The 21,461-nt window shown below is 68.8% G+C and carries 24 protein-coding genes, 1 tRNA gene and 1 pseudogene; 17 read left to right on the top strand and 9 right to left on the bottom strand.

What is annotated here, in order from left to right; genetic code table 11:
- Window positions 1-6: 6 nt before the first annotated feature.
- Entirely contained in the window at window positions 7-942 is a 936-nt protein-coding gene (locus tag ACQP2E_RS35775; RefSeq protein ID WP_433827380.1) for an SDR family NAD(P)-dependent oxidoreductase, read from the top strand.
- Window positions 943-1,921: 979 nt separating this feature from the next.
- Here the strand turns inward: ACQP2E_RS35775 and ACQP2E_RS35770 are convergent.
- The 3 genes from ACQP2E_RS35770 to trxA form a co-directional block, all read right to left on the bottom strand.
- Window positions 1,922-2,329 (bottom strand): CoA-binding protein, encoded by a 408-nt coding sequence (locus ACQP2E_RS35770; protein WP_433827379.1) that lies wholly within the window; start codon window positions 2,327-2,329, stop codon window positions 1,922-1,924.
- A 104-nt stretch (window positions 2,330-2,433) separates the two neighbouring features.
- Window positions 2,434-4,500: an intein-containing Rv2578c family radical SAM protein gene (locus ACQP2E_RS35765; protein ID WP_433827378.1), complete on the bottom strand. Its 2,067-nt coding sequence runs from the start codon at window positions 4,498-4,500 to the stop codon at window positions 2,434-2,436.
- Between the two features lie 120 nt (window positions 4,501-4,620).
- The gene (trxA, locus tag ACQP2E_RS35760) at window positions 4,621-5,040 is read right to left on the bottom strand and encodes a thioredoxin (RefSeq protein WP_433827377.1); all 420 of its coding nucleotides are present in this window, start codon (window positions 5,038-5,040) and stop codon (window positions 4,621-4,623) included.
- 495 nt (window positions 5,041-5,535) lie between these two features.
- Here trxA and ACQP2E_RS35755 point away from each other — a divergent pair, with 495 nt between their 5' ends.
- From ACQP2E_RS35755 to ACQP2E_RS35725, 7 genes are all read left to right on the top strand, one after another.
- The gene (locus ACQP2E_RS35755) at window positions 5,536-6,168 is read left to right on the top strand and encodes a TrmH family RNA methyltransferase (RefSeq protein WP_433827376.1); all 633 of its coding nucleotides are present in this window, start codon (window positions 5,536-5,538) and stop codon (window positions 6,166-6,168) included.
- A 130-nt stretch (window positions 6,169-6,298) separates the two neighbouring features.
- Window positions 6,299-6,907, top strand: coding sequence for a DUF6758 family protein (locus ACQP2E_RS35750; protein ID WP_433827375.1), 609 nt, complete (start codon window positions 6,299-6,301; stop codon window positions 6,905-6,907).
- Between the two features lie 131 nt (window positions 6,908-7,038).
- Complete coding sequence (locus tag ACQP2E_RS35745; protein ID WP_014447648.1) at window positions 7,039-7,197, top strand: hypothetical protein; 159 nt, start codon at window positions 7,039-7,041, stop codon at window positions 7,195-7,197.
- 9 nt (window positions 7,198-7,206) lie between these two features.
- Window positions 7,207-7,998, top strand: a complete 792-nt coding sequence (locus ACQP2E_RS35740; RefSeq protein WP_433827374.1) for a PH domain-containing protein — start codon at window positions 7,207-7,209, stop codon at window positions 7,996-7,998.
- Window positions 7,999-8,057: 59 nt separating this feature from the next.
- A complete protein-coding gene (locus tag ACQP2E_RS35735) occupies window positions 8,058-8,843 on the top strand; it encodes a PHP domain-containing protein (protein WP_433827373.1) in 786 nt (261 codons plus the stop codon).
- A gap of 62 nt (window positions 8,844-8,905) precedes the next feature.
- A complete protein-coding gene (locus tag ACQP2E_RS35730; protein ID WP_433827372.1) occupies window positions 8,906-9,526 on the top strand; it encodes a MarC family protein in 621 nt (206 codons plus the stop codon).
- 88 nt (window positions 9,527-9,614) lie between these two features.
- On the top strand, window positions 9,615-10,439 hold the full coding sequence (locus tag ACQP2E_RS35725) for a RecB family exonuclease (protein ID WP_433834198.1): 825 nt from the start codon (window positions 9,615-9,617) through the stop codon (window positions 10,437-10,439).
- Between the two features lie 27 nt (window positions 10,440-10,466).
- Here the strand turns inward: ACQP2E_RS35725 and ACQP2E_RS35720 are convergent, their stop codons facing one another.
- Window positions 10,467-11,318: an oxygenase MpaB family protein gene (locus tag ACQP2E_RS35720; RefSeq protein WP_433827371.1), complete on the bottom strand. Its 852-nt coding sequence runs from the start codon at window positions 11,316-11,318 to the stop codon at window positions 10,467-10,469.
- A gap of 40 nt (window positions 11,319-11,358) precedes the next feature.
- A pseudogene (locus ACQP2E_RS35715) lies at window positions 11,359-11,563 on the bottom strand (hypothetical protein).
- Window positions 11,564-11,689: 126 nt separating this feature from the next.
- Between ACQP2E_RS35715 and ACQP2E_RS35710 the strand changes: the two are divergent.
- Complete coding sequence (locus ACQP2E_RS35710; RefSeq protein WP_433827370.1) at window positions 11,690-12,166, top strand: DUF2231 domain-containing protein; 477 nt, start codon at window positions 11,690-11,692, stop codon at window positions 12,164-12,166.
- A gap of 95 nt (window positions 12,167-12,261) precedes the next feature.
- Here the strand turns inward: ACQP2E_RS35710 and ACQP2E_RS35705 are convergent, their stop codons facing one another.
- Entirely contained in the window at window positions 12,262-12,603 is a 342-nt protein-coding gene (locus tag ACQP2E_RS35705; RefSeq protein WP_433827369.1) for a translation initiation factor 2, read from the bottom strand.
- Between the two features lie 64 nt (window positions 12,604-12,667).
- Here ACQP2E_RS35705 and ACQP2E_RS35700 point away from each other — a divergent pair, with 64 nt between their 5' ends.
- The gene (locus ACQP2E_RS35700) at window positions 12,668-12,847 is read left to right on the top strand and encodes a hypothetical protein (protein ID WP_433827368.1); all 180 of its coding nucleotides are present in this window, start codon (window positions 12,668-12,670) and stop codon (window positions 12,845-12,847) included.
- A gap of 78 nt (window positions 12,848-12,925) precedes the next feature.
- Here the strand turns inward: ACQP2E_RS35700 and ACQP2E_RS35695 are convergent, their stop codons facing one another.
- Window positions 12,926-13,495: a hypothetical protein gene (locus tag ACQP2E_RS35695; protein ID WP_433827367.1), complete on the bottom strand. Its 570-nt coding sequence runs from the start codon at window positions 13,493-13,495 to the stop codon at window positions 12,926-12,928.
- Between the two features lie 133 nt (window positions 13,496-13,628).
- On the opposite strand from ACQP2E_RS35695, the gene ACQP2E_RS35690 reads away from it, so the two are divergent.
- The gene (locus ACQP2E_RS35690) at window positions 13,629-13,928 is read left to right on the top strand and encodes a hypothetical protein (RefSeq protein WP_433834288.1); all 300 of its coding nucleotides are present in this window, start codon (window positions 13,629-13,631) and stop codon (window positions 13,926-13,928) included.
- A gap of 235 nt (window positions 13,929-14,163) precedes the next feature.
- On the opposite strand, the gene ACQP2E_RS35685 is transcribed toward ACQP2E_RS35690, so the two are convergent.
- Window positions 14,164-14,799, bottom strand: a complete 636-nt coding sequence (locus tag ACQP2E_RS35685) for a 5-formyltetrahydrofolate cyclo-ligase (protein WP_433827366.1) — start codon at window positions 14,797-14,799, stop codon at window positions 14,164-14,166.
- A gap of 82 nt (window positions 14,800-14,881) precedes the next feature.
- Here ACQP2E_RS35685 and ACQP2E_RS35680 point away from each other — a divergent pair, with 82 nt between their 5' ends.
- From ACQP2E_RS35680 to ACQP2E_RS35655, 6 genes are all read left to right on the top strand, one after another.
- Entirely contained in the window at window positions 14,882-16,855 is a 1,974-nt protein-coding gene (locus ACQP2E_RS35680) for a diguanylate cyclase (protein ID WP_433827365.1), read from the top strand.
- 46 nt (window positions 16,856-16,901) lie between these two features.
- Window positions 16,902-17,804, top strand: a complete 903-nt coding sequence (locus ACQP2E_RS35675) for a UTP--glucose-1-phosphate uridylyltransferase (RefSeq protein WP_433827364.1) — start codon at window positions 16,902-16,904, stop codon at window positions 17,802-17,804.
- On the top strand, window positions 17,801-19,114 hold the full coding sequence (locus tag ACQP2E_RS35670; protein WP_433827363.1) for a molybdopterin molybdotransferase MoeA: 1,314 nt from the start codon (window positions 17,801-17,803) through the stop codon (window positions 19,112-19,114). Before ACQP2E_RS35675 ends, ACQP2E_RS35670 begins: the two co-directional genes overlap by 4 nt.
- The gene (locus ACQP2E_RS35665; protein WP_433827362.1) at window positions 19,115-19,750 is read left to right on the top strand and encodes a GNAT family N-acetyltransferase; all 636 of its coding nucleotides are present in this window, start codon (window positions 19,115-19,117) and stop codon (window positions 19,748-19,750) included.
- Window positions 19,751-19,850: 100 nt separating this feature from the next.
- Window positions 19,851-20,609 (top strand): divisome protein SepX/GlpR, encoded by a 759-nt coding sequence (gene sepX, locus ACQP2E_RS35660; RefSeq protein WP_433827361.1) that lies wholly within the window; start codon window positions 19,851-19,853, stop codon window positions 20,607-20,609.
- Window positions 20,610-20,689: 80 nt separating this feature from the next.
- Window positions 20,690-20,763: transfer RNA gene (locus ACQP2E_RS35655), tRNA-Ala, on the top strand.
- 144 nt (window positions 20,764-20,907) lie between these two features.
- On the opposite strand, the gene ACQP2E_RS35650 is transcribed toward ACQP2E_RS35655, so the two are convergent.
- Complete coding sequence (locus ACQP2E_RS35650) at window positions 20,908-21,429, bottom strand: DUF2199 domain-containing protein (protein WP_433827360.1); 522 nt, start codon at window positions 21,427-21,429, stop codon at window positions 20,908-20,910.
- Window positions 21,430-21,461: the final 32 nt, after the last annotated feature.

Below are 21,461 nucleotides of genomic sequence, written 5' to 3'. Positions count from 1 at the left end.
CGCCGCATGGTCTTCGACGCCCGTTCCGCCGGGGGTAGTCCGTCCCGGCGCGACGCCACCCGCCCCGCTGATGGCCGTCCACCACGTTCCGGTGCTCCCGGGTCTGACCCCGATCGGCCCGCCGAACCGGACATGATGGATATCGTGGAAGCGGAGATCGAAGAATCCGGCCAAGCGCCGGTCACCATGCGCCTGGACGGGAAGGTCGCGCTGGTCACCGGCGCCGGCAGCCCGGACGGCATCGGATACGCGACCGCGCGCCGCCTGCGAAACCTGGGCGCCCGCGTGGCCATCGTGTCGACCACCCGCCGGATCCACGAGCGGGCCTCTGAGCTCGGCGTGACCGGTTTCGTAGCCGACCTGACCGACGAGTCCGAGGTCGGCGCTCTGGCCGACGCGATCACCGACTCGCTCGGCGACGTCGAGGTCCTGGTCAACAACGCCGGCTTGGCCAGCCGTACCAGTCCCGAGGTCCTGCGCCCGGTGGCCCAGCTGACCCTCGACGAGTGGAAGGCCGAAATCGATCGGAACCTGAGCACCGCGTTCCTGTGCAGCCGCGCCTTCGTGGGCGGCATGGCGGAACGGGGCTGGGGCCGCATCGTCAACCTGTCCGCCACGGCCGGCCCGGTGAACGCCCTTCCGACCGAGGCAGCCTATGCGGCGGCAAAAGCAGGCGTCGTCGGCCTCACCCGGGCGCTGGCGATGGAGCTGGTCGCCGACGGCGTGAACGTCAACTGCGTAGCCCCCGGCACGATCTACACGGCGGCGTCAACGGTCACCGAGATCAAGCAGGGTCTCGGCACTCCAATCGGCCGCCCGGGTACGCCGGACGAGGTAGCCGCAGCAGTGGCGTTCCTGTGCTCTCCGGCAGCCTCCTACATCACAGGCCAAATGCTGGTCGTCGACGGCGGCAACAGCGTCCGAGAGGCCCAGTTCCGCTAGCCCCGCGCGGCCGGGCGTCCCGCGGCCCGGCCTCGCGTGGTCCGGCGCGGCGACGCCTGCCCGGCCTCGCGTGGTCCGGCGTGGCGACGCCTGCCCGGCCTCGCGTGGTCCGGCGTCGTGTGGTCCGGCCTCGCGCGCCCCGGCGTGGCCTCGCGTGGTCCGGCGCGGCGACGCCTGGTCCGGCGATGCCCTGCCCTACAGCAGATCTTGGGCGATTTGTGCCCCAGAGGGTGGGCTCGACCTTCCCCACGCTCCGCAGTAGGCATCGACCCCGCGCTCTGCCCGCCCCGCGCCGCTCGGTCTGGATCTTGTGGACTTCCCCGCAGACGTGCCCGCACAACTCCACAAGATCGAACAGACCTGGCCGATCTTGCGGAGTTACGCACAAACGGTTCGCCGAACTCCACAAGATCGGCGAAGCACGAGCACGAGCACCAGCACGAGCACCAGCACCAGCACCAGCACGAGCACGAGCACCAGCTTCACCACGTTCACCAGGTCGGAACCGTGCAAACCCGTTGCGGTGGCAGGGTCGCCACAAAGCTCTCAAACCGCCCAAAGCCGGCATGCCATCGATGGTCGTCCCGCAAACTCGTGCATTCGTGGTCGATCGTCCGGCCGAACCGCACAAGATCTCCGAACGGCACCTCGCACCGAGAAAACGCCACGCCGCCACGCCGCCACGAACCCGCCACCGCTCCTCAAATGGCGAAATTCGAGGGTGGAAAATCGCTCAAGATCCGTGGCGAACAGCGAGTGGCAAGCGTCAGCGTGTGGTGGACGGCAGGCGACGGGCAGCAGGCGGTAGGCAGCGGGCAGCGGGCTCCGGGCTGCGAGCAGCGGACAGCGGACAGCGGACAGCGGACAGCGGGACGTGTGGCAGATAGAGCTGCGCGAGATCTTGGCTGGCTGGCTATCACTGCTGTCTCAGCGGCTGTTAGGGAACAGCGGCAGCCAGCCGTTCAAGAATTGTCGGTGGTCAGGGGATTCTGGTGAGTTGGCCCAGGGCGCGTTCGACGGCTAGGCAGCGGTCCTCGACGTATTCCATGCCGGCCTCTTCGGCGATGCGGCGGGCTTCGGCTGAGGCGATGCCGCTCTGCAGCCAGACGGCTGGGGCCTTGATGACGGCGGCCTGTCGAACCACGTCCACGGCGTCTCGGGCCGGGCGGAAGATGTTGACCAGGTCGACCGGCTCGGTCAGGTCGGCGAGCGTGGGCACGGTCGGCACCCCGAACACCTCGGCGACGAACGGGTTGACCGGGATGATCCGCCACCCGTGCCGAAGCATCTGAAGAGGCACCGTGTGTGACGGCTTGTAGGGATCCCGTGAGGCGCCGACCACGGCGATGACCTTGGCGTCGGCGAGGATCTGCTGAGCACTCCGCATAAATCAACTCTATCCACGTGGGGCCCCGCACGACCTTGCGCAGGAGTGCAGGCGCGAGCCAGCGCGCCCCGGCCCCCCGACCGGGGCGCGGCTGGCTCGGCGGGTCACAGGAGAGTCAGCTGGTGGGGATTCTGGGTCTGGCCGGATGCGCTGGGGCGGGTGCTGGTCCCGGGACGGTTATTGAGGCCGGGCTGGTCGCGAGTGCTGGGCTGGTCGCGAGTGCCGGGTTGGTCGCGAGTGCTGGGCTGGTCGGGAGTGCCGGGCTGGTTGCGGGTGCCGGGCTGGTTGCGGGTGGTGGGGCGGTACAGGCCGTGGCGGCGGGTGGCCTGGCGGACTCGGGCTGTCACCTCGTCCTGGTAGCTCTTCGGGGTGTAGGAGCCCTTGCCGAACAGCTCGCGGTAACGCGGCAGCAGGTGGGGGTGCTCGCGGGCTATCCAGGCGGCGTACCACTCGCGGGCTCCGGGGCGCAGGTGCAGCGGGAGCGGGATCACGCTTGTCGCTCCGGCGGCCGCGATGGCGGCGACCGTCTCGTCGATGGTGTCCTCGGTGTCGGTGAGGCCGGGGAGGATCGGGGCCATCAGGACGCTGATCGGGAAGCCCGCGTCGGTGATGCGGCGGATCGCGTCCAGGCGGCGGTGCGGGCTCGGGGTGCCGGGCTCGGCGGAGCGCCAGACCTGCTCGTCGACGAAGCCGACGGAGAAGGAGAGGCCGACCTCGGTCACCTCGGCTGCCTGCTGGAGCAGGTCGAGGTCGCGCAGGATCAGGGTGCCCTTGGTGAGGATGGAGAACGGGTTGGCGTGGTCACGCAGGGCGGCGAGGATTTCCGGCATCAGGCGGTAACGGCCCTCGGCGCGCTGGTAGACGTCGACGTTGGTGCCCATCGCGATCGGAGCGCCGGACCAGCGCGGGTTTGCCAGCTCGCGGCGGATCAGGTCGCCGGCGTTCACCTTCACCACGACGCTGGTGTCGAAGTCGTGGCCGGCGTCCATGTCGAGGTACGTATGGGTGTTGCGGGCGAAGCAGTTGTGGCTGACCACACCGTCGGCGATGAAGTCGCCGGTGCCGGTGGAGATGTCGAAGAGCGGCAGGGTGAGGCCGAGGTCCTCGATGTCGGCGACAGCGAGCCGCCGGTTGGCCCGCACGCCCACCCCTGAGGCATCCAGCGGGGCCTGAGGCGCACCGGTCATGTGCCGGAACCGCAGAGCCGCATCAAGGTGGCGCTCGGTCTCGACGCACTCGGACGGCGACCCGGCGCGCCGGGTGCTGAGGGGCCGTCGAGTGCTCACCGGACGCCGGGTGGCGAGCCCCAGATGGGCCAGCGCCTCGCAGACGCGGTCGAGGTAGATCGGGTCGTCGCTGGAGAACACCACGGCCAGCCGCTCGGCGTGCCCGGTGGCGCCGTAGGCGCCGGCCAGGAAGCCGCGGTACCAATCGCCGGTCGGCAGCTCCGGCCAGCGCAGTGCCTCGGTGAGGGAGATGTCGTCGAGGTAGCCGTCGGCGCGGATCCACGCGTCGCCCTCACGGGCCGTGCCGCCGCCTGAGGCATCGCCGCGGACGAGGCCGCAGAGGAACCCGGACTGGTAGTCGGGGGACTCCTTGGGCGGATCGGCGAACCGGCCCACCCCGAACATCAGGTCACCGATCGCCAGAGCGGGCAGATCAGGCTCGGAGGGGCTGACGTGCCGCCAGCCGCGGTCGGTGAGGAAGCGGTGGTCGCCACTTGCGACCAGCCGGGTGCCGTCGGAGAGGGTGACCCGGAAAGCTGGCTTGCTGGTGGCCCAGTGGTCGAGGACTGTGGTCGGAACGTAACGCCGGTGCGGGCCGGCGCCCATCGTGCCCATCACCGCGTCGCCGGGGCGGATCTCGGCGAGCGGCCGGGTGGAGCCGTCGGCCAGCAGGATCGGCGTGTCACCGGCCAGGCAGTAGGTGCAGGCGTGCGAGCAGCCGCGGTATGGGTTGATGGTCCACTCGAACGGCACCCTGGACGCCCCGGGAACCCGGTTGATCAGGGACTTGGCACGCACCTCGTAGAACGTCATGCCGGCGAAGCTAGGCGTGTCGAAGGTGCGGACCGTGGCGCCGGGCAGCGCCAGCGGCAGGAGTGGGGCCGCTGACACCGCCCGGCCCGAGAGCGAGCCGTCGGGGGGAGCCGACAGGTGGGACCATCGCATGGCAGGTATTCGAACACATGTTCGATCACCTGTCCATGCTCATACCCGGAAGGGTTTAAGTGAAGAACACGAAAAAGCCCGCGGACCGGAACCGGTCCGCGGGCCTTGCGTATCGCTGGGTCAGCTGCGGCCTGCGGCCGCGGTTTCGGTCTCCGCCTTGGCCGGCTCGCTGTGATCGGCCTTGCGGTGTGCGGACATCTGCTCACGCACCTCGCCCATGTCGAGCTGCTCGACCTTCTCGATCAGGCTCTCCAGCGCGGACTCGGGGAGTGCGCCCGGCTGGGCGAAGACCACGATGCCGTCGCGGATGGCCATGATCGTCGGGATCGAACGGATGTCGAACTTCGCGGCCAGAGCCTGTTCCGCCTCGGTGTCCACCTTGCCGAAGGTGATCTCCGAGTGCTTCTCCGAGGACCGCTCGTAGGTCGGTGCGAAGCGGACGCAGGGCCCGCACCAGCTGGCCCAGAAGTCGACCAGGACGATGCCGTCCTTGCCGGTGACCTCGTCGAAGTTCGCTGCGGTGAGCGCAACCGTCGCCATGATGCCTCCGTCTGCTCCGAATCGCTTTCGTCCGGTGAAACTCCTGGTACCCACTTCCCATTCCCGCTGGGGATGCAGGCACACGTGGCGTGCGGCACCTTTGCGAGCCGGGGCGCCAAGGCGGCCGGGCAACTCATGGTAACTGAATGTAGGCGCGCGGTGTCTGATTGGCGACACGATCAACCTGACGGCTTCGTCCCAGTTGATCTGAACCAGCCTGTTTGTCCAGCCTGTGTAGCCGCCGTGGGAGCGCGCCCGAGCCGCTAGATAAATAGGAAAGAAACTTAAATGTGAGCTGGCTCACAGTTGAAAGTCCTTCACATGGATACGGACCGTGAGGCAAACTCTTCCACAACAGAGCGTGGGCGGCGGGTGCCGGGGAGGGCCCCGCCGCTCATTGCGTCTCCTGCCGAATGCCGAATGCCGAATGCCGAAATTCTGGCAGCGGCCCGCCGAAGATCATGTCCCGGCGTGGGATCGGTAGCGTAACGCCCCATGACGGCGGGCGAGGACCAATTGACCGAGGTCGGCGTGGGCCCGTGGCCCGGCGAGCGGCCGGTCGGTGAGCATTACGATCCCGAGCTGCTCGAACAGGGCGATCGCCGCAACGTGGTCGACAGGTACCGGTACTGGACTCGGGAAGCGGTGATCGCGGATCTCGACGAGCGGCGGCACGAATTCCACGTCGCCATCGAGAACTGGCAGCACGACTTCAACATCGGCACCGTCGTACGCAACGCCAACGCCTTCCTCGCCGCCGAGGTGCACATCGTGGGCCGGCGACGATGGAATCGCCGGGGTGCCATGGTCACCGATCGTTATCAACATGTCCGGCACCACCCGACCATCGAAGAATTCGTGGCCTGGTCGGTGGAGTCCGGCGTTCCGATCGTCGGGATCGACAACCTGCCGGGCTCGCGCCCGATGGAGACGACCACCCTGCCGCGGCGCTGTGTGCTGCTCTTCGGCCAGGAAGGGCCCGGCTTGTCCGATCCGGCGCGGGCGGCGTGTGCCGAGTTGTTCTCGATCGCCCAGTACGGCTCGACCCGCTCGATCAACGCGGGAGTGGCGAGCGGCATCGCCATGCATGCATGGATCAGGGCGCACGCGGGTCCGCCACCGAGCTGAGCCGAGCTGAGCCCGTTGACGAAAAGCACCGATTCGCTTGACGGCGGACCGGCCGACCCGCACGGTATGGAGTGTGGGTGTCACAGTGAGTTGCCCCAGATGTGCAGCTCAGGTCCGGAAGCCAGACCTGATGCACAGCACCTGGCGTTGCGACGACTGTGGGGACGTTCCGCCGTTTCACGTCGCCGAGCACATCAGCGCGGAGATCGTCGGAGCGGTCCTGCGGGAGTCGGCGTCGAGTGCGGAGCGGATACCGCTCTGGTGCCCCTGGCCGCTGCCGTCCGGGTGGATGGTCACCGGGGTCGGCTGGTCGGGTGACGACCGGTTCGGCGTACGTGCCACGGTTCTCGCGTGCAGTGGTCCGGAACCGCTCGGCGGTGGCCCGGCCGATCTTGTCCTGGTCGCCGAGCAGCCGGGTGTCGGTCTCGGGACCCGGTTCGCCGGCATACCCGGCCTCGACCCGGGTCACCTGCTCTCCGAGGCGCTGTCCGAGCACACCGGTCCACACGCGAAGATCAAAGCGGCCGGGCATCCGACTCCACTGTGGTGTGTAAAGTCACCCGAAGATCGAAGTGCCTACGTGAGTGAGGCCAAAGGAATGTGGCTCTATGCGGTAGCGTGGCCCGCAAGCGCGGGCTATCTACTCGCGGAGCACGTCGTTCTGCACGACCTCTCCGACGGTGTGCCGCCCGAGCTGGTGTTCGGAGCGCCATCGCCATACCTGCACGGTCGTGCCTAACTCTGTCGGGTGTGACCTGTGGTGTTGACAATCGGCTTTCTGGACACTTTGTTCACACGAAGCGACGAAGCTGATACCGTCAGTACTGCCGCGGCGCTGAACGCAACCCGCACCGGAGGAGAAGGCCCGCCATGATCAAGAAGGTCCTCACCTGGCTTGGCATCGCATTCTTGATCTTCTTTATTGCCTTCAACCCGAGATCCGCCGCGGCGGTCTTCGAGTCGCTCGGAGGCACGATCGCCGACATCGCACGAGGCTTCGGCACCTTCTTCACCGACCTCGTCGCATAGCATCGCTACATGGATCCTGGCGAGCCGCGCGACACGCGAGGCGAGGGTGCCCGGCGCCCTCGGGACGACGATGAGGACTACGGGTTCCGCGACCCGGCGTTCGACGACCCCTATGGGGACGATGCCGCGTACGCACGCGGCCAGCGGCGTGCCGACGACGTCTACGAGGATTCCGCCGAGTACCAGCCTCCTTCGTTCACTCAGGAGGAGCTGGAGGGCCTGGACCAGGGCGGTGGCCCGCGCCGGTTCCTGCCGCTCGAGGATGAACCGACCACGTTGGTCGCTCGTTACCTCTTCCCCACCGAGCGGTACCGCGGTGAGTGGAAACGGCACTGGATCCATCTGACGACACCGATCTCGATCGGCGCCGGCGCGACGCTCGTCCTGGGTTATCTCGCTGGCTTCCTCACCCGCCAGAACATCGACGGCATGGTCACGGTCGCCGTCCTGGTCTGGCTCGGCGTGATCAGCTGGGTCGCCTGGCGTGTCTTCGACTGGTACTTCGACAGATTTATCCTGACCAACAAGCGCGTGATGGTGGTCAACGGCATCGTCACCCGGAAGGTGGCCATGATGCCGCTCCTCCGGGTGACCGACATGAAATACGAGCAGTCGGCCCTCGGCCGGATGCTCAGTTACGGCACCTTCGTGCTGGAGTCGGCCGGCCAGGACCAGGCGTTGCGCGAGGTCAAGCACCTGCCCAACCCGAACGAGCTCTACCTCCGCGTGGTCGAGGAGATGTACGAGCCCCAGGCCGTCGAGGCTCGGCTGGGCAAAGAGGACGACGGAGACGACGCCTGAGAATCGACCTGCACTGCCATTCGACGGCGAGCGACGGCACCCTGACACCAGCCGAGCTGGTGCGTGCCGGCGCCGCCGCCGGGCTGGACGTTCTCGCGATCACCGACCACGACACCACCGGTGGCTGGGCCCAGGCTGCCGCGGCCCGGCCCGACGGCCTCACGCTGGTGCGCGGCGCCGAGCTCTCCTGCCGGTGGCACGGTGCCGAGCCGGCCATCGCGCTGCACCTTCTGGCGTACCTCTTCGACCCGGCGGAGCCGCTGCTCGCGGCCGAGCTGACCAGGCTGCGCAGCGATCGGGAGCAGCGCGCCGAGAAGATCGTCGAGAAACTGCGGGCCGACGGGGTGCCGATCACCTGGGCCGAGGTCCAGGATTACGCGGCGGGCGGCTCGGTGGGCCGGCCGCACATCGCTCAGGCGCTGATCAGGGCTGATCTGGTCGGCACGACCACGGAAGCGTTCGCCTCCAAGTGGCTGGGCGCCCGTTACTTCGTACCCAAGTCTGATCTTGATGTTTTCGAGGCCGTGCGTGCGGTGCGTGATGCCGGCGGCGTGACCGTTTTTGCCCATCCGCGGGCGACGGTCCGGGGTCGGGTTGTTCCTGATCGGCTGATCGTCGAGCTGGCTGATGCGGGCCTGTTCGGGCTGGAGGCCGACCACGAGGATCACACGCCTGCGGAGCGCGAGCAGATCCGTGCGCTGGCTGATCAGCTCGGCCTCGCCGTTACCGGCTCGTCCGATTTTCACGGTACGCACAAGACGGTCAAGCTGGGTGCCTTCCGGACCGCGCCCGAGATGTACGAGAAAATCGCCTCCGCCGCGACCGGAGTGCCCGTCCTGGGCTGACCGCAGGGTGACTATCGCCCCAGCAGCCTGCGGAAAAATGGGCCGAGCCCTACCTTGATCGGGTGAATGTCAAGCTGTTCGGCGAGTTCTTCGTGACTCTGCTGGTGATTGTCGACCCTCCGGGCATGGTCCCGGTCTTCCTCGCGCTCACCGGCAGCATGCCGCCGAAGGCCCGCCACCGGGCCGGCACGCAGGCCGTGCTGCTCGCCCTCGGCGTGATCGTGGGCTTCGCGGTGGCTGGACAGACCCTCCTCGATTACCTCCACGTGCAACTTCCGGCGCTTCAGGCGGCCGGTGGCCTGCTGCTTGTCCTGGTCGCGCTGCAACTGCTCACCGGCAAGACCGACGAACCCACCGATCAGGGCGGCGGCACCAGCAACGTCGCGCTGGTGCCGATCGGCACCCCGCTGCTGGCCGGACCCGGTGCGATCGTCGCCACCATGCTCTTCGTGCAGCGGGCCGAGAGCGCCGACGAATACCTGGTCATCGCGGCCGGCATCGTCGCGGTGATGGCCACGGTCTGGCTGGTCCTGCGGTTCTCCGGGATCATCGTGAAGCTGCTGCGCCCGGCCGGCATCGAGGTGCTCACCCGGATCGCCGGTCTGCTCCTCGCGGCCATCGCGGTCCAGCTCATCGCGGATGCCATCTTCGCTTTCGTGCAGTCGTACAGCCGCCTGCTCTGAAATTCTTGTCGGGGGGTGCTGGCAGGATTGTCGTGTGCCCCCCACCAAATCTCGCGCCGTCGTTCCTGAGCAGCTCGGTTTTGCCGGCATGCCCGAGAAGCTCTTCGTCTGCACGCCGAGCAAGCTCGGGGCTTATGCGGACTGCCCCCGCCGATACCGATTCACTTACATAGATCGCCCGTCGCCGCCGAAAGGGGCGCCCTGGGCACACAACTCACTCGGCGCGAGCGTCCACACAGCCCTGAAGAATTGGTACGGCCTTCCTGCCGAGCGGCGCGCGCCAGGCGCGCTTCCCACCCTTTTGAAGACCACTTGGGTACGCGAGGGATACCGCGACGTCGAGCAGGAGCGAGCCACCTACCAGCGTGCTCTGGACTGGCTCGAGAGTTACGTGGCGACGCTCGATCCGGCTGACGAGCCGCTGGGCGTCGAGCGGACGGTCGCCGCGAAAACGTCGATCCTGGCGTTGAACGGCCGGGCTGACCGCATCGACGGCCGCGCCGGCCCGGACGGTCCCGAGGCGGTGATCGTCGACTACAAGACCGGCCGCTCGGGGCTGGACGCCGACGATGCTCGGGGGTCGCAGGCACTGGCCCTTTACGCGTACGCCGCGGAGCGTGTCTTCCGCCGGCCGTGCCGCCGGGTGGAGCTGCACCACCTGCCGACCGGCACGGTGGCGGCGCACGAGCACACCGAGGAGTCGCTGGCCCGGCAGGTGCGCCGGGCCGAGGAGACCGCGATGGACATCGTGGCGGCAGAGAAAGCGGTGGCCGCCGGCGCTGACCCGGACGCGACGTTCCCGACGAACCCGGGGTCGTTGTGCAGCTGGTGCGACTTCCGGAAGGCGTGTCCCGCGGGTGCCGGGGTGGCGGGCAAGGAGCCGTGGACCGCGGTGGAGCATCTCAGCTCCTGACTCGTCAGCTTCTGGTTCTTTCCCTCGTCAGCTTCTGGCTCTTTCCAACGCTGCTCGTCTCGCCGGGGCGACGCGGTGCTGCTCGGGCAGGGTGGCGAGGACGCCGGACAGCACGGCGCGCAGGCCGCGAACGGAGAGGCGGGCGGCCAGATCGGTGCCGGGCCAGCCGACTCCGCCGTACAACTTCCGGGCCCAGCCCGGCAGTAGGCCGATCGCCGTGCTCGCGACACCGAGGTACGCCCAGCGGGGCGGCCCGAGAGTGAGCCCGAGCCGGAACGCCCGGCTGCCCCACGTCGACGGAACCGGCGGCACGGTGAGGAACAGCGCCGTCTCCGCGCCGTCGCGAGTCAGGCCGAGCTCCGGCTGCATTGCCGCGTAATAGGCGTCCACCTCGGCGGCTGTCCCGGGCACCGTGGCCGGGTCGAGCCCGACGAGCTCCGCGGAGCGCCGCTGCTCGGTGTAGTAACCGTCGATCTCCTTGGCGGTGAGGCGTACGCCGGCGAGCACCGCCGTGCTCAGGAACGAATCGACCTCGGCGACGTGCACCCAGCGCAGCAGGTCGGGCTCGTCGATCCGGAACCGCTCACCGGTACGCGGGTCGGTCGCCGACATCCGTGCGTGCAACCGGCGCAGCCGGGTGGAGGCCTCGGACACCTCGTCGTTGCTGCCGTAGATGACCGTGCCGACGTAGTTGGAGGTGCGCACCAGACGACCCCACGGGTCGGAGCGGTAACCGGAGTTCTGAGCGATAGCGGCGACGGCGCGTGGGTGCAGCGCTTGCAGATAGAGAGAACGGAGCCCGCCGAGAAGCAGGATCGGCTCGCGGTGCAGTTTCCAGGTGACCGAATCCGGTCCGAACAGGCCGACATCTCCCGCCATGCTGTCCAGCGTGCCACGCCGGACGGGGTTCCGCTCGTGGTCAGGCAGTGGTCTCCGCGTTGCGGCGGGCTTGGCACGCTGGGCACAGGCCACAGAACGTGACCTCGGCTTCGTCCAGGGTGAAGCCGTGGCTGACGCTCGGAGTGAGGCAGGGCGGCTCACGCGGTCAGCACGTCGAGCACGGCGAGTCGTGGCCGGGTCACCCGCAGACCGTGTGACCGCAGCATTTCCTCACCGCTCGACATCGCTACATGACAACACGACACCGGCGGTTAACCAATCGGGACGGTCGTCACATCGGCGGCTGTCGCCCTAAGATCTTTGCGTCGTCACGTAATTTATGGTCCTGCGTACGCCCGGATCGAGGAGGAATGGTGTTCGACCAGGTCAACGGTTTACCGGTACATATCCTCGTGCTCCACGCCGCAGTCATTTTCGTACCCCTGCTCGCGCTCGGCAGCATCGTCTACGCCCTTGTCGCACGTTGGCGAGCCAAGATCGGCTGGGCCGTCGCGCTCCTCGCGGTCGTCGCGCCGATCTCCGCGGTCGTGTCGAAGCTGTCCGGGACCGAGCTCTACAACCGGCTCCTCGACAACGGGATGTCCGGTCCCGGCAAGGTGATCCTCGACGACCACATGAATTACGGCACCATCACCATGTGGCTGTCGATCGCGCTGGGCGTGGTGAGCCTGGTGCTGGTGGTGCTCACGTCACGGGCGGGCGCAGCGCTGCCGAAGGTCGCGGACATCGCGTTCGCCGTGGTGATCGTGGTGCTGGCCGTGCTCACCGGCTACTACATCTTCAACACAGGCGACACCGGGGCGAACGCGGTCTGGGGCACCTACTAACCGGCCACTCACCCGAGATCTTGGCAAGCGGGGCCTCATTTCGACCCGAACTTGCCAAGATCTGTGAAAGGGAGTGGTGGTGGGTGCGGCGGTGGTCAGAAGAAGACTCTGGCGCAGAGCAGGCAGACGAGGATCACCGACACCGCGCCGGCTACCAGGCCCACGCCGTACGTCACCGTGCGGGCTGAGCCCTCTGCCTCGTCCAGGGCGTCGATGTCCTGGCCTGGCATGCTGCGGGGCGGCGGCGGGTGGGCGATCGTCGGCGGGCGCCAGTTCGGGGCCGGCGGGTCGGTCCGGGGCGGGCCGGCATATCCGGCGCCCGGGTCGTTGAAGCCGGTGGCGAGTCGCTCGTCCCGTTCCGGGCGGCCGAGTGATTCGGCGGACGGGTCGGGCCGTTGCCAGTACGCGTCGTCCGGATCGCTGGTGGGGGATGTCACGTTCACCGACGGTACAGCCGGAGGGGGAGGACGGCCGGGTTGCCGTCGGCTTAAGCTTCTAGGTGTGGACATCCTGGATGGCCCCGAACGGGACGCCGATGCCGAGCGAGTGGTCGACTTCGAGGCCGAGGAGGCGCCGGTGCTGCCCGAGCAGACCCGCGACGACACGGAGCGAGGCTGGGGCGAGCGCGGCGACTCCAACGACGATCGTCTCTACGAGGACCGGCCACCGCACTGGGGCTGAGCAGCGCGGTCATCCCGGCCTGAGCAGCGCGGTCATCCCGGCCTGATCAGCGCGGTCATCCCGACCTGAGCAGCGCGGTCATCCCGGCCTGATCAGGATCGCGAAACCCTGATCGGCAGCTGCGACGGCTCGTTCCGCCTCGTCAGGGCTGAGTGCCAGCAGCAGGCCGCCGGTGGCCGGATCGCTCTCGCCGGCGACTTCGAGCACGAGCGCGTTGCTCGCCACCGCCGTGCTGGGATCCCCGGACCGAAGCAGGTCGACCCGCTGACCGGCCCGCACCAGCGCCAGCGCGGTCGGATCAGCCAGCCGCACCGGCACACCGACCAGGCCAGCCGGGATGGCGGTGCCATCACCAGCCGGGATGACGGTGTCATCACCAGCCGGCCCGTTCGCGTTGTCGCCTGCGCCCGTGTCGCCGCCGGGGATGGCTGGGTCGGTGACTCGCTGGGCCTGGGCGCTCGGATCGAGGGCGGCCGGGTTGTCTCCGGTGGGCTGGTGCCAGAGCACCGCCGCCGATGTGAGCAACAACACCGCTGCCAGCGTCATGCGAATCAGGGAGCCGCGCCGGGGGCGGCCCCATCGGACCGGGTCCAGGCGTTCCTCTCGCCGCGCGGCACGCTCGTGCCGGGCCGTGGGTCTGCGGGCCATCGGAACCTCCCTGATCGCGCCGGTGCGGGCGGACGATCGGGACGGTAGGCGCTGCCGGCGCCGTGGCGCTCAAGCCCTGTGGACAACTCCGGGCTGTGGACAACCAGCGAAAATTCACATGACTTTGGTACGCGTGAACAACGAAACGCGCCGAGCCGTGAATCCGGCCCGACGCGTTCTGAGCTGCGAAAGTCCTCAGGAAGACGTGCTGGTCTTCGCTCCGGAGGACGACGACGCCGGAGCGCTCGACGACGATGAAGACGACGACGAGGAGTCCCCGGACGAGGACGACGAGGTCGTCGCAGGCGTGCTCGACTTCTCGGAACCGGACTCCTCCGAGCCCGTCTTCTCCGAGCCCGATTTCTCGGAACCGGACTTCTCCGAGCCCGGCTTCTCCGCGCTCACGTTTCCGGAGCGGGAGTCGTTGCGGTAGAACCCGGAGCCCTTGAAGACGATGCCGACGGAGTTGAACACCTTGCGGAGCTTGCCCTGGCAGTTCGGGCACTCGGTCAACGCCGGGTCGGAGAAGGACTGCACGGCTTCGAGCTGCTCACCGCATTCGGTGCAGGCGTACTGGTAGGTAGGCACGGCCCCTCCGGATCGTTCGGCTGTTGGCACTCGCCAACTCCGAGTGCCAATGTTGCGGCATCGGAGGTCAATTCGTCCACTCAGCCCCCTGCCTGAGGGGTGGTCACGGTGAAGGTGACCAGGCCGCCAGTGGGCGTGATCACACCGCGCACCGCCCGATCGTGGGGCTCGGCCGGCACGGAGTCGACGATCTCGCCATCATGCAACAACGCCACCGTGAGCGGGCCGGGACTGCCCAGCCGGGCCAGCACCCGGTCGTAGGAACCGCCACCGCGTCCCATTCGTACGCCGCCGGGGCCGACCGCCAGTGCCGGGATCAGGAGCAGGTCCGCTTCGCGTACGGCTTCGGGGCCGAGCCGTGGGCCGTCCGGCTCGCGGAGTCCGCGGGGTGCGGCCGTCAGGGCGCCGTCGAAGAGTGCCCAGTCGAGATCATTGTCGGACATCAGGACCGGAAGCAGCAGCCGGCCGCCGGGTGGCAGGGCCTCGGCGAGCAGCCGTGGAAGCTCGGCTCCGCCTGGTTCCGAGCCGACCGGCACGTAGGCGGCGATCGTTGCCGGTGCGGTTTCGCGTACCAGGGCAAGGGTTTGATCTTGGATTTTGGCTGCCGCGAGCGATAGCTCGTGGACCGAAAGTGATCGACGCGCTGTGAGTAGGCGTGTGCGCAGCGCGATCTTGTTTTGTGGTGATTTTTCCGCGTCAGTGGCTAAATCCGACATGCAACACCCCCTTTTGAAAACCGGCAAACGGCGCACACTATGTCAGCATCGCTGGATAAGAGGGCCACTTCCGGGAGGATGTGTGACACTACGTGGCCGGCTCACCAGCGCGTTTCTGGTGGTCGTGCTCGGTCCGGTCCTACTCGGGTCAATCTTCGTCGCCCTCACCGTCGGCGCGGTGAGCCGCGAACGGACGGCCGAGCGACTTGATCATGCCGCGGTTACCGTCGGTGCGGCGGTGAGCGCGTTCTGTGGCCAACTTCAGGCTGTTGCCGATGCGGTAGCGGTGGTGCCCGCTACCGAGCGTTCCGCGGTGGCCGACCAGTTGATCGTCCGAGGTCTGGCAACCGCCGTCCGGGTGACCGGTCCTGATCAGAAAACGCAGGCGGTGCGGGGATCCAGTCGGGAAGAGGTCCTGGAGAAGGGCGGGCGGCCGGCCGGCTGGCAGGACTGCGCGGAGCCTCGGGGCGGTGCGGTCACGGCGCTCGCAGCGGTCGCGTACGCATCGGATGTGACAGTGATGGCCGCCCAGCGGGTGGATGACGACCTGCTCGCGCGCCTCGGCGAAGCCGGAGGCGTGACGGTTGCGCTGAGCGGAACCGGACAGCGAGGCAGCGACGGCGCCGCGACCAGAAATCTGGGCGCCGAGCCGGGAAACCCGCTGCCGCTGAGCCTGACCGTTCCGGCCTCCGATCCGACCTTCCGGTACGCGATCCTGCTGATGATCGTCCTGGTGACCGCTCTGGTGGCGATCCTCGCCGCCCGCTGGCTGGCGCGGTCCACCACCCGGCCGCTCGGTGATCTCGCCTGGGCAGCCGACCGGGTGGCGAACGGCGATCTGGACACCCGGGTGCCGATCCCGCGACCGGACGAGCTGGGCCGGCTGGCCGCGACGTTCAACCGGATGACCAGGGAACTGCAGTCCTACGTGCAGGCGCTGACCGCGAGCCGCGACCAGCTCCGGCGGCATCTGGCGATCCTCGGCGACACCCTGTCCAGCACCCACGACCTCGACCGGATCCTGCCGGTGATCCTGCGGACCGCGATGACGGCGACCGGCGCCCGTGCCGGGCTGCTCCTGCTCGCCGAGCCGGATGGGCTGCTGGCGGCACGCTGTGGGGCCGGGCTGACCGGCGAGTGGGATGTGACCGCCGCCGAGCTGGCACAGCGCCGGCTGATCTCCGGACGGGGTGTGCTCGGCACGGTGGCGGCCACCGGCGCTCCGCTGCGGGGGACGACAGGCGGCGCGCCCGACGAACCGGCGTGTGAGTCGTATCTCGCCGTCCCGATCTGCGCGCCGCCGAACCCGGAGCCGGAGGACGGCCCGGAGCCGGGAACGCTCGGTGTGCTCGCCCTCTACGACAGGCTCGGCGGCCCGGGCTTCGAGGACACCGATCTGATGACCCTGCGTACGTTCGCCGGGCAGGCCGGCGTGGCAGTGCACAACGTGCGGGTGCACGAGGAGGCGCAGCGGCTGTCGCTCACCGATCCGCTCACCGGCCTGTGGAACTACCGGTACCTGCGCGAGGTGCTGCGGCGCGAGGTGGAGCGGGCAAGCCGGTTCGGCCGGATGCTCACCGTGCTCGTTCTCGACCTGGACCACTTCAAGCACGTCAACGACACGTACGGGCACACCGCCGGCGACCTGGTGCTCGGCGAGTTCGCCCGGCGGATCCGGATCGGACTCCGCGAGGTCGACGTAGCATTCCGGCAGGGCGGGGAGGAATTCGTCGTGCTGCTGCCGGAGACCGACGCGTACGGTGGTGTGATCGTGGCCGAGCGGCTGGGTGCGGCAGTTCGTGAGTGGCCGGTTCCGATCGACCCGCGCCGCCCCGGCCTCGACGACCGAGTCTCGATCACCGTCTCGATCGGCATCGCGGTCTTCCCGGAACACGGCAACACCGCGCAGGAGGTGCTGGACGCCGCGGACGAAGCGCTTTACGCCGCGAAGAACGCGGGTAGAGATACGTACCGACTGGCCGAACGGGGATCTTTCGATCCCGCTGCGGCCACCAGTGGTGGGCCACAGCCGCCGCGGCAAGCCCGTGGCCGATAGTCTCGCGGCATATCCGGGCACGATCCAGCGAAGGTGCGGTGACGCAATGACGACGAACGCGCAGGGGCGCGCGGTCAAGGCAGTGATTCCGGCGGCAGGTCTCGCCACTCGATTCCTGCCGGCCACCAAGGCCGTTCCGAAGGAATTGCTGCCGGTGGTCGACCGTCCGGTGCTGCAATACATCGTCGAGGAGGCGGCCGCCGCCGGCATCACCGATGTCCTGCTCGTGACCGGCCGTGGCAAGACCTCGATGGTGGACCACTTCGACCGCCGTCCGGACGTGGAGCAGCGGCTCGCGGACAAGGGCGACACGGTTCGGCTCGAAGCGGTGCGCCGCACCAGCGAGCTGGCCGACATCTATACGGTCCGCCAGGGTGAGCCGCTCGGCCTCGGCCACGCGGTCGGCACCGCGGCGTCGCACGTGGGTGCGGAGAACGCGTTCGCGGTTCTTCTGGGTGACGAGTTCGTCGAGGAATCCAAGCCGCTGCTGCCGGACATGCTCGATCTCCAGGCTGAGACCGGCGGCATCGTGCTGGCTCTGATGGAGGTCGACCCTTCGGAGACCTCGCGCTACGGCATCGCCTCGGTGGAGAAGTCCGACAAAGAAGACGTCGTGCGGATCACCGGCCTTGTCGAGAAGCCGAAGCCGGAAGAGTCGCCGAGCAACCTCGCGGTGCTCGGTCGTTACGTCCTTCCCGGGCGGATCTTCGAGACGATCAAGGACACCAAGCCGGGCGCCGGTGGCGAGATTCAGCTGACCGACGCGATGGCGACGCTGCTGGCCGAGGGCGTTCCGGTGCACGGCATCATCTACCGAGGTCACCGGTACGACACCGGCATGCCGCTCGGTTACCTCCAGGCTGTCGTTCAGCTCGCGGTTCAGCGCCCCGACCTGGGCGAAGAATTCCGTGCCTGGCTGACCGACTTCGTCGGTGGTCAGAAGGGATGACCGCGACGGCCGATGCCGAGGCGGCCGCCAACGAGCTGATGCCTCTCGCCGATTACCTGGGCAGCGTGCTGCGCAGGTTGCGGGCGCTGCCTCCGCTCGACCTCGACCTGACTCAAGCGCACGGGAACGTGCTTGCGGCCGACGTGATCGCGCCGCATCCGTTCCCGGCGTTCGACCAGGCAGCGATCGACGGTTACGCGGCCCGATGGGAAGACCTGGCCAGCGCCGGGCGCATCGGGTCGCACCCGTCGTCGCTTCCGAAGTTCGACAACAAGAGCCGCACGGTACGCCTCAACGTGGTCGGTGACCTGGGAGCCGCCAGCTGGCGTCCGGTGCGGCTCACCCCCGGCACGTGCTTCTCGGTGGCGGCCGGGGCGCCGCTGCCGATCGGGGCGGACGTCGTCGTCCCGGTGCACTGGACCGACCAGGGCATGGCCGCCGTGGAGATCCTGCACGCGCCGAAACGGGGCTCCGGGGTACGCCGGGCCGGCGAGGAGATCTCGGTCGGCCAGGTGCTCGCCCGCGCTGGGACGTACGTCTCCCCGCCGATGGTCGCCACGTTCGCCGCCTCCGGCATCGGTCACGTCATGGTCCGGCCGAGTCCGCGGGTGGTCGTGGTGGCCACCGGCGACGAACTCGTCGACGTCGGCCGCCCGAGCCAGCCAGGGCAGGTGGTCGACGCGAATTCGCATGCGTTGACCGCCGCCGCTGTGGAGGCCGGTGCTCTCGCGTACCGGATAGGCATCTGCGACGACGACCCGGAAGGGTTGCGCGGCCTCCTGGAGGACCAGACGCTGCGCGCCGACCTGATCATCACCACCGGAGGTACCGGCACCGGACCCGGCGACATGTTGCGCCGGGTCCTGTCACGTCCGGGGACCGGCCGGGGCACTGTCGATTTCACCGACGTCGCGCTCTCACCGGGTACCTCACTCGGCTTCGGTACGGTCGGCGGCGAAGAGGTGCCGGTGGTCTGCCTGCCCGGTGAGCCGGGCGCCGCCCTGATCGGCTTCGAGGTGCTGGCCTGGCCGGTGATCCAGCTGCTGGCCGGTGCCGAGCCGGTGTTCCGGCACAGCGTCAAGGCACACCTGCTGGAGACGGTCTCGTCGCCGGGTGGGCTGCGCGAGTTCCGGCCGGCGCACGTCGCGGAACGACGCGGCGGCGGTTACACGGTGCAGCCACTCGCCGGTGGGCCGTACACTCTCTCCGGTTTGTCCGAGGCAAACGGTCTGCTCGTCCTCGGGGAACGGGTCACCACGGCGGCCGCCGGATCGACCGTTGACGTTCTGCTGCTCGACCGGAGGCGATGAATGCTCGGGGCCACGCCTGGATGGCCAGCCGTCCTGGCGGATGGTCCCGTTCTGCTGCGGCCGTACAAGCGCGGCGACGCCCGGTCCTGGTCCGAGGTGCGGATCGCCAATCAGGCCTGGCTGGCGCCCTGGGAGTCGGCGCCGCCGGGGCCGTGGTCCGAGATGAACTCGTCCCGCGCCTTCGGGTACGTGTACCGCGACATGAAACGGGCCGCCCGGCGTGGCGACAGCATGCCGTTCGCCGTCTGCCTTGTCGACGGAGGCCGGGAACGGCTGGTCGGCCACGTGAACCTGGGCAACATAGTGCGCCGGGCGTTCGCGTCGGCGTACGCGGGTTACTGGGTGGACTATCGGGTGGCCGGCCGGGGCGTCATACCGACAGCGCTGGCGCTCGCCGTGGATCACGCTTTCGGACCCGGTGGATTGCACCGGATAGAGGTCAACATTCGGCCGGAGAACGTTCCGAGCCGGCGTGTCGTGGAGAAGCTCGGATTTCGCGAAGAGGCGTACCACCAGCGATACATGCACATCGACGGCGGCTGGCGCGATCATCTCGGATACGCCATGACCAGCGAAGAAGTGGTCGCCGAGGGCGGGCTGTTATCGCGCTGGAAACGCGTACGCGCCTCTAAATGATCTTGGCTGCGTCACTGTTGTCGGCGCGGCGCGCGAAATATCACGGCTACCGCCCGTAACCTCGCAAACGTCGTGTCTTTTTCCGTGGCGGAACGGAGGGGTGAGGGTGCCGACATCGGTGCTCCTCGCCGTCCTCGCCGCGGCCGGGCTGCTCGCCCTCGCCCCGGCGCTGGTGCGCCGGTACGACGCTACCGAGCGACTCGCCGCGGAGCGGGCGTCGTCGACGGCGCGGGTGTTACAACGCCAGCGCCGTCATCGCACCGTGCCCGGACAACGACCGATCAACCCCGCCCGGCAGGTGACGGTTACGGTACCCGCCCCATCGGGTGATTCCGGGACGCCACCGGAACGCCGGTTGCGCCTTGTCACTGGACGTAGGCCTGCGCGTCGCGTACCCAAGCGTCGTGGAACTCCGGCGGTGGTCCGCCGCCGCCGGGTTTTCGCCGCGCTCGTCCTTCTGAACGCGATCGAGCTGGTCGGCGTTCTGGCGGTCGGCCCCGGCTTCTGGATCAGCTTCGCCGTGACCGGTGCCCTGCTCGGGCTCTACCTCGTGCACCTGCGCAACCGCGCCATCGCCGACCGCCGCCGCCGCAAGGTCCAGGCCCGCGAGGCCGCCTGGCTCGCCGCACGCCAGGCCGAGGTACGCCGCGAGCAGGCCCGGCGGGCAGCGGCCCGGCGTGAGGCCCAGCGCCAGCTGGCCGCCCAGCGCGAAGCGGTCCGGAGACAGGCGATGGGCCTGGACCACGAGGACTCCGACCTGCCGGCCGTCGCCAACGGGGGGTCGGTCTCCTATCGGCGCAAGGGTGGCGGCCTGCGAGGCAGGGCCTACGAGGCCGGCGGCCGGCACCACACCGCGTGAGGGTGGGCCGGTTCGCGAGGCCGTTGGAGTCCCTGTTAGTCTTTCTTCGTTCCACGGTGACGAGTTCACCGCGGGATGGAGGGGCTGTGGCGCAGTCTGGTAGCGCACCTCGTTCGCATCGAGGGGGTCTGGGGTTCAAATCCCCACAGCTCCACAAGAGCGATGGGCGGCATGTGTTCGCGGAAAACGCGAACCGTGCCGCTCTTGTCATTTCTGCTCCGGGGGCCGAGCCCCCGGACACCCCGCGTTGCGACGGTCGCTCTTGGCGGCTCGCTTGCGCTTCTTCTTTTGTACGGGGTTACGGGGCGAACTCGTCTGTCCTGTGCAGGTGGAATGCGGCGATCTGCTCCACCTGGGCCATCATGATGCCGGCGCGCTGCTCGACCGCCAGGGGGTGGCCGGTCGGCTCCAGCTCGATGTACGGGGGCTGCCCCACCGGCCTGGTGTGGACGTTCGTCTTCAGGTTCAGCGTCGTCGGGTCGTAACCCGCTATGGCGTTCGACAGCCAGCCGAAGTGCGGGGGCTCGGTCTCGCGGCCCTCCTGCTCCCAGATGTCGACCGCCCGGGTGAAGTTGGGGCGGCTCAGGGAGACCCACATGCTGTACGTGAACACGTCACCGGTGTCCCAGACGGGCAGCTCGATCAGGCCGCGGACGAAGAACTGCTCGCCGGCGATGACGCAGAGGTCGGCGTCGAGGAGGCAGCCTTCCTGGCCGGCCATCTCCGGACGCCAGAAATCCGGGGCCGGTGCGGCGAAGCTGAGCGGCGGGCCGTCGTGTTCGGCGCCGCACGTGCCGCAGACGAAGTGCTCGGTGCTCACGAGGCCGAAGCATACGACCGGCCGAATAGATC

It is taken from the genome of Actinoplanes sp. CA-015351, assembly GCF_050955685.1.
In the GTDB taxonomy this organism is placed as follows: Bacteria; Actinomycetota; Actinomycetes; order Mycobacteriales; family Micromonosporaceae; genus Actinoplanes.
The sequence above is the reverse complement of the archived record's forward strand: the minus strand, read 5'-3'. Positions and strand labels throughout refer to the sequence as shown.

What these genes read in the sequence shown, in the direction of transcription:
- ACQP2E_RS35775 (WP_433827380.1), top strand. Translation starts at nt 7, where the DNA reads ATGGTCTTCGACGCCCGTTCCGCCGGGGGTAGTCCGTCCCGGCGCGAC.
- ACQP2E_RS35770 (WP_433827379.1), bottom strand. Translation starts at nt 2,329, where the DNA reads ATGCGGAGTGCTCAGCAGATCCTCGCCGACGCCAAGGTCATCGCCGTG.
- ACQP2E_RS35765 (WP_433827378.1), bottom strand. Translation starts at nt 4,500, where the DNA reads ATGCGATGGTCCCACCTGTCGGCTCCCCCCGACGGCTCGCTCTCGGGC.
- trxA (WP_433827377.1), bottom strand. Translation starts at nt 5,040, where the DNA reads ATGGCGACGGTTGCGCTCACCGCAGCGAACTTCGACGAGGTCACCGGC.
- ACQP2E_RS35755 (WP_433827376.1), top strand. Translation starts at nt 5,536, where the DNA reads ATGACGGCGGGCGAGGACCAATTGACCGAGGTCGGCGTGGGCCCGTGG.
- ACQP2E_RS35750 (WP_433827375.1), top strand. Translation starts at nt 6,299, where the DNA reads ATGCACAGCACCTGGCGTTGCGACGACTGTGGGGACGTTCCGCCGTTT.
- ACQP2E_RS35745 (WP_014447648.1), top strand. Translation starts at nt 7,039, where the DNA reads ATGATCAAGAAGGTCCTCACCTGGCTTGGCATCGCATTCTTGATCTTC.
- ACQP2E_RS35740 (WP_433827374.1), top strand. Translation starts at nt 7,207, where the DNA reads ATGGATCCTGGCGAGCCGCGCGACACGCGAGGCGAGGGTGCCCGGCGC.
- ACQP2E_RS35725 (WP_433834198.1), top strand. Translation starts at nt 9,615, where the DNA reads ATGCCCGAGAAGCTCTTCGTCTGCACGCCGAGCAAGCTCGGGGCTTAT.
- ACQP2E_RS35720 (WP_433827371.1), bottom strand. Translation starts at nt 11,318, where the DNA reads ATGGCGGGAGATGTCGGCCTGTTCGGACCGGATTCGGTCACCTGGAAA.
- ACQP2E_RS35710 (WP_433827370.1), top strand. Translation starts at nt 11,690, where the DNA reads ATGGTGTTCGACCAGGTCAACGGTTTACCGGTACATATCCTCGTGCTC.
- ACQP2E_RS35695 (WP_433827367.1), bottom strand. Translation starts at nt 13,495, where the DNA reads ATGGCCCGCAGACCCACGGCCCGGCACGAGCGTGCCGCGCGGCGAGAG.
- ACQP2E_RS35685 (WP_433827366.1), bottom strand. Translation starts at nt 14,799, where the DNA reads ATGTCGGATTTAGCCACTGACGCGGAAAAATCACCACAAAACAAGATC.
- ACQP2E_RS35675 (WP_433827364.1), top strand. Translation starts at nt 16,902, where the DNA reads ATGACGACGAACGCGCAGGGGCGCGCGGTCAAGGCAGTGATTCCGGCG.
- ACQP2E_RS35670 (WP_433827363.1), top strand. Translation starts at nt 17,801, where the DNA reads ATGACCGCGACGGCCGATGCCGAGGCGGCCGCCAACGAGCTGATGCCT.
- ACQP2E_RS35665 (WP_433827362.1), top strand. Translation starts at nt 19,115, where the DNA reads ATGCTCGGGGCCACGCCTGGATGGCCAGCCGTCCTGGCGGATGGTCCC.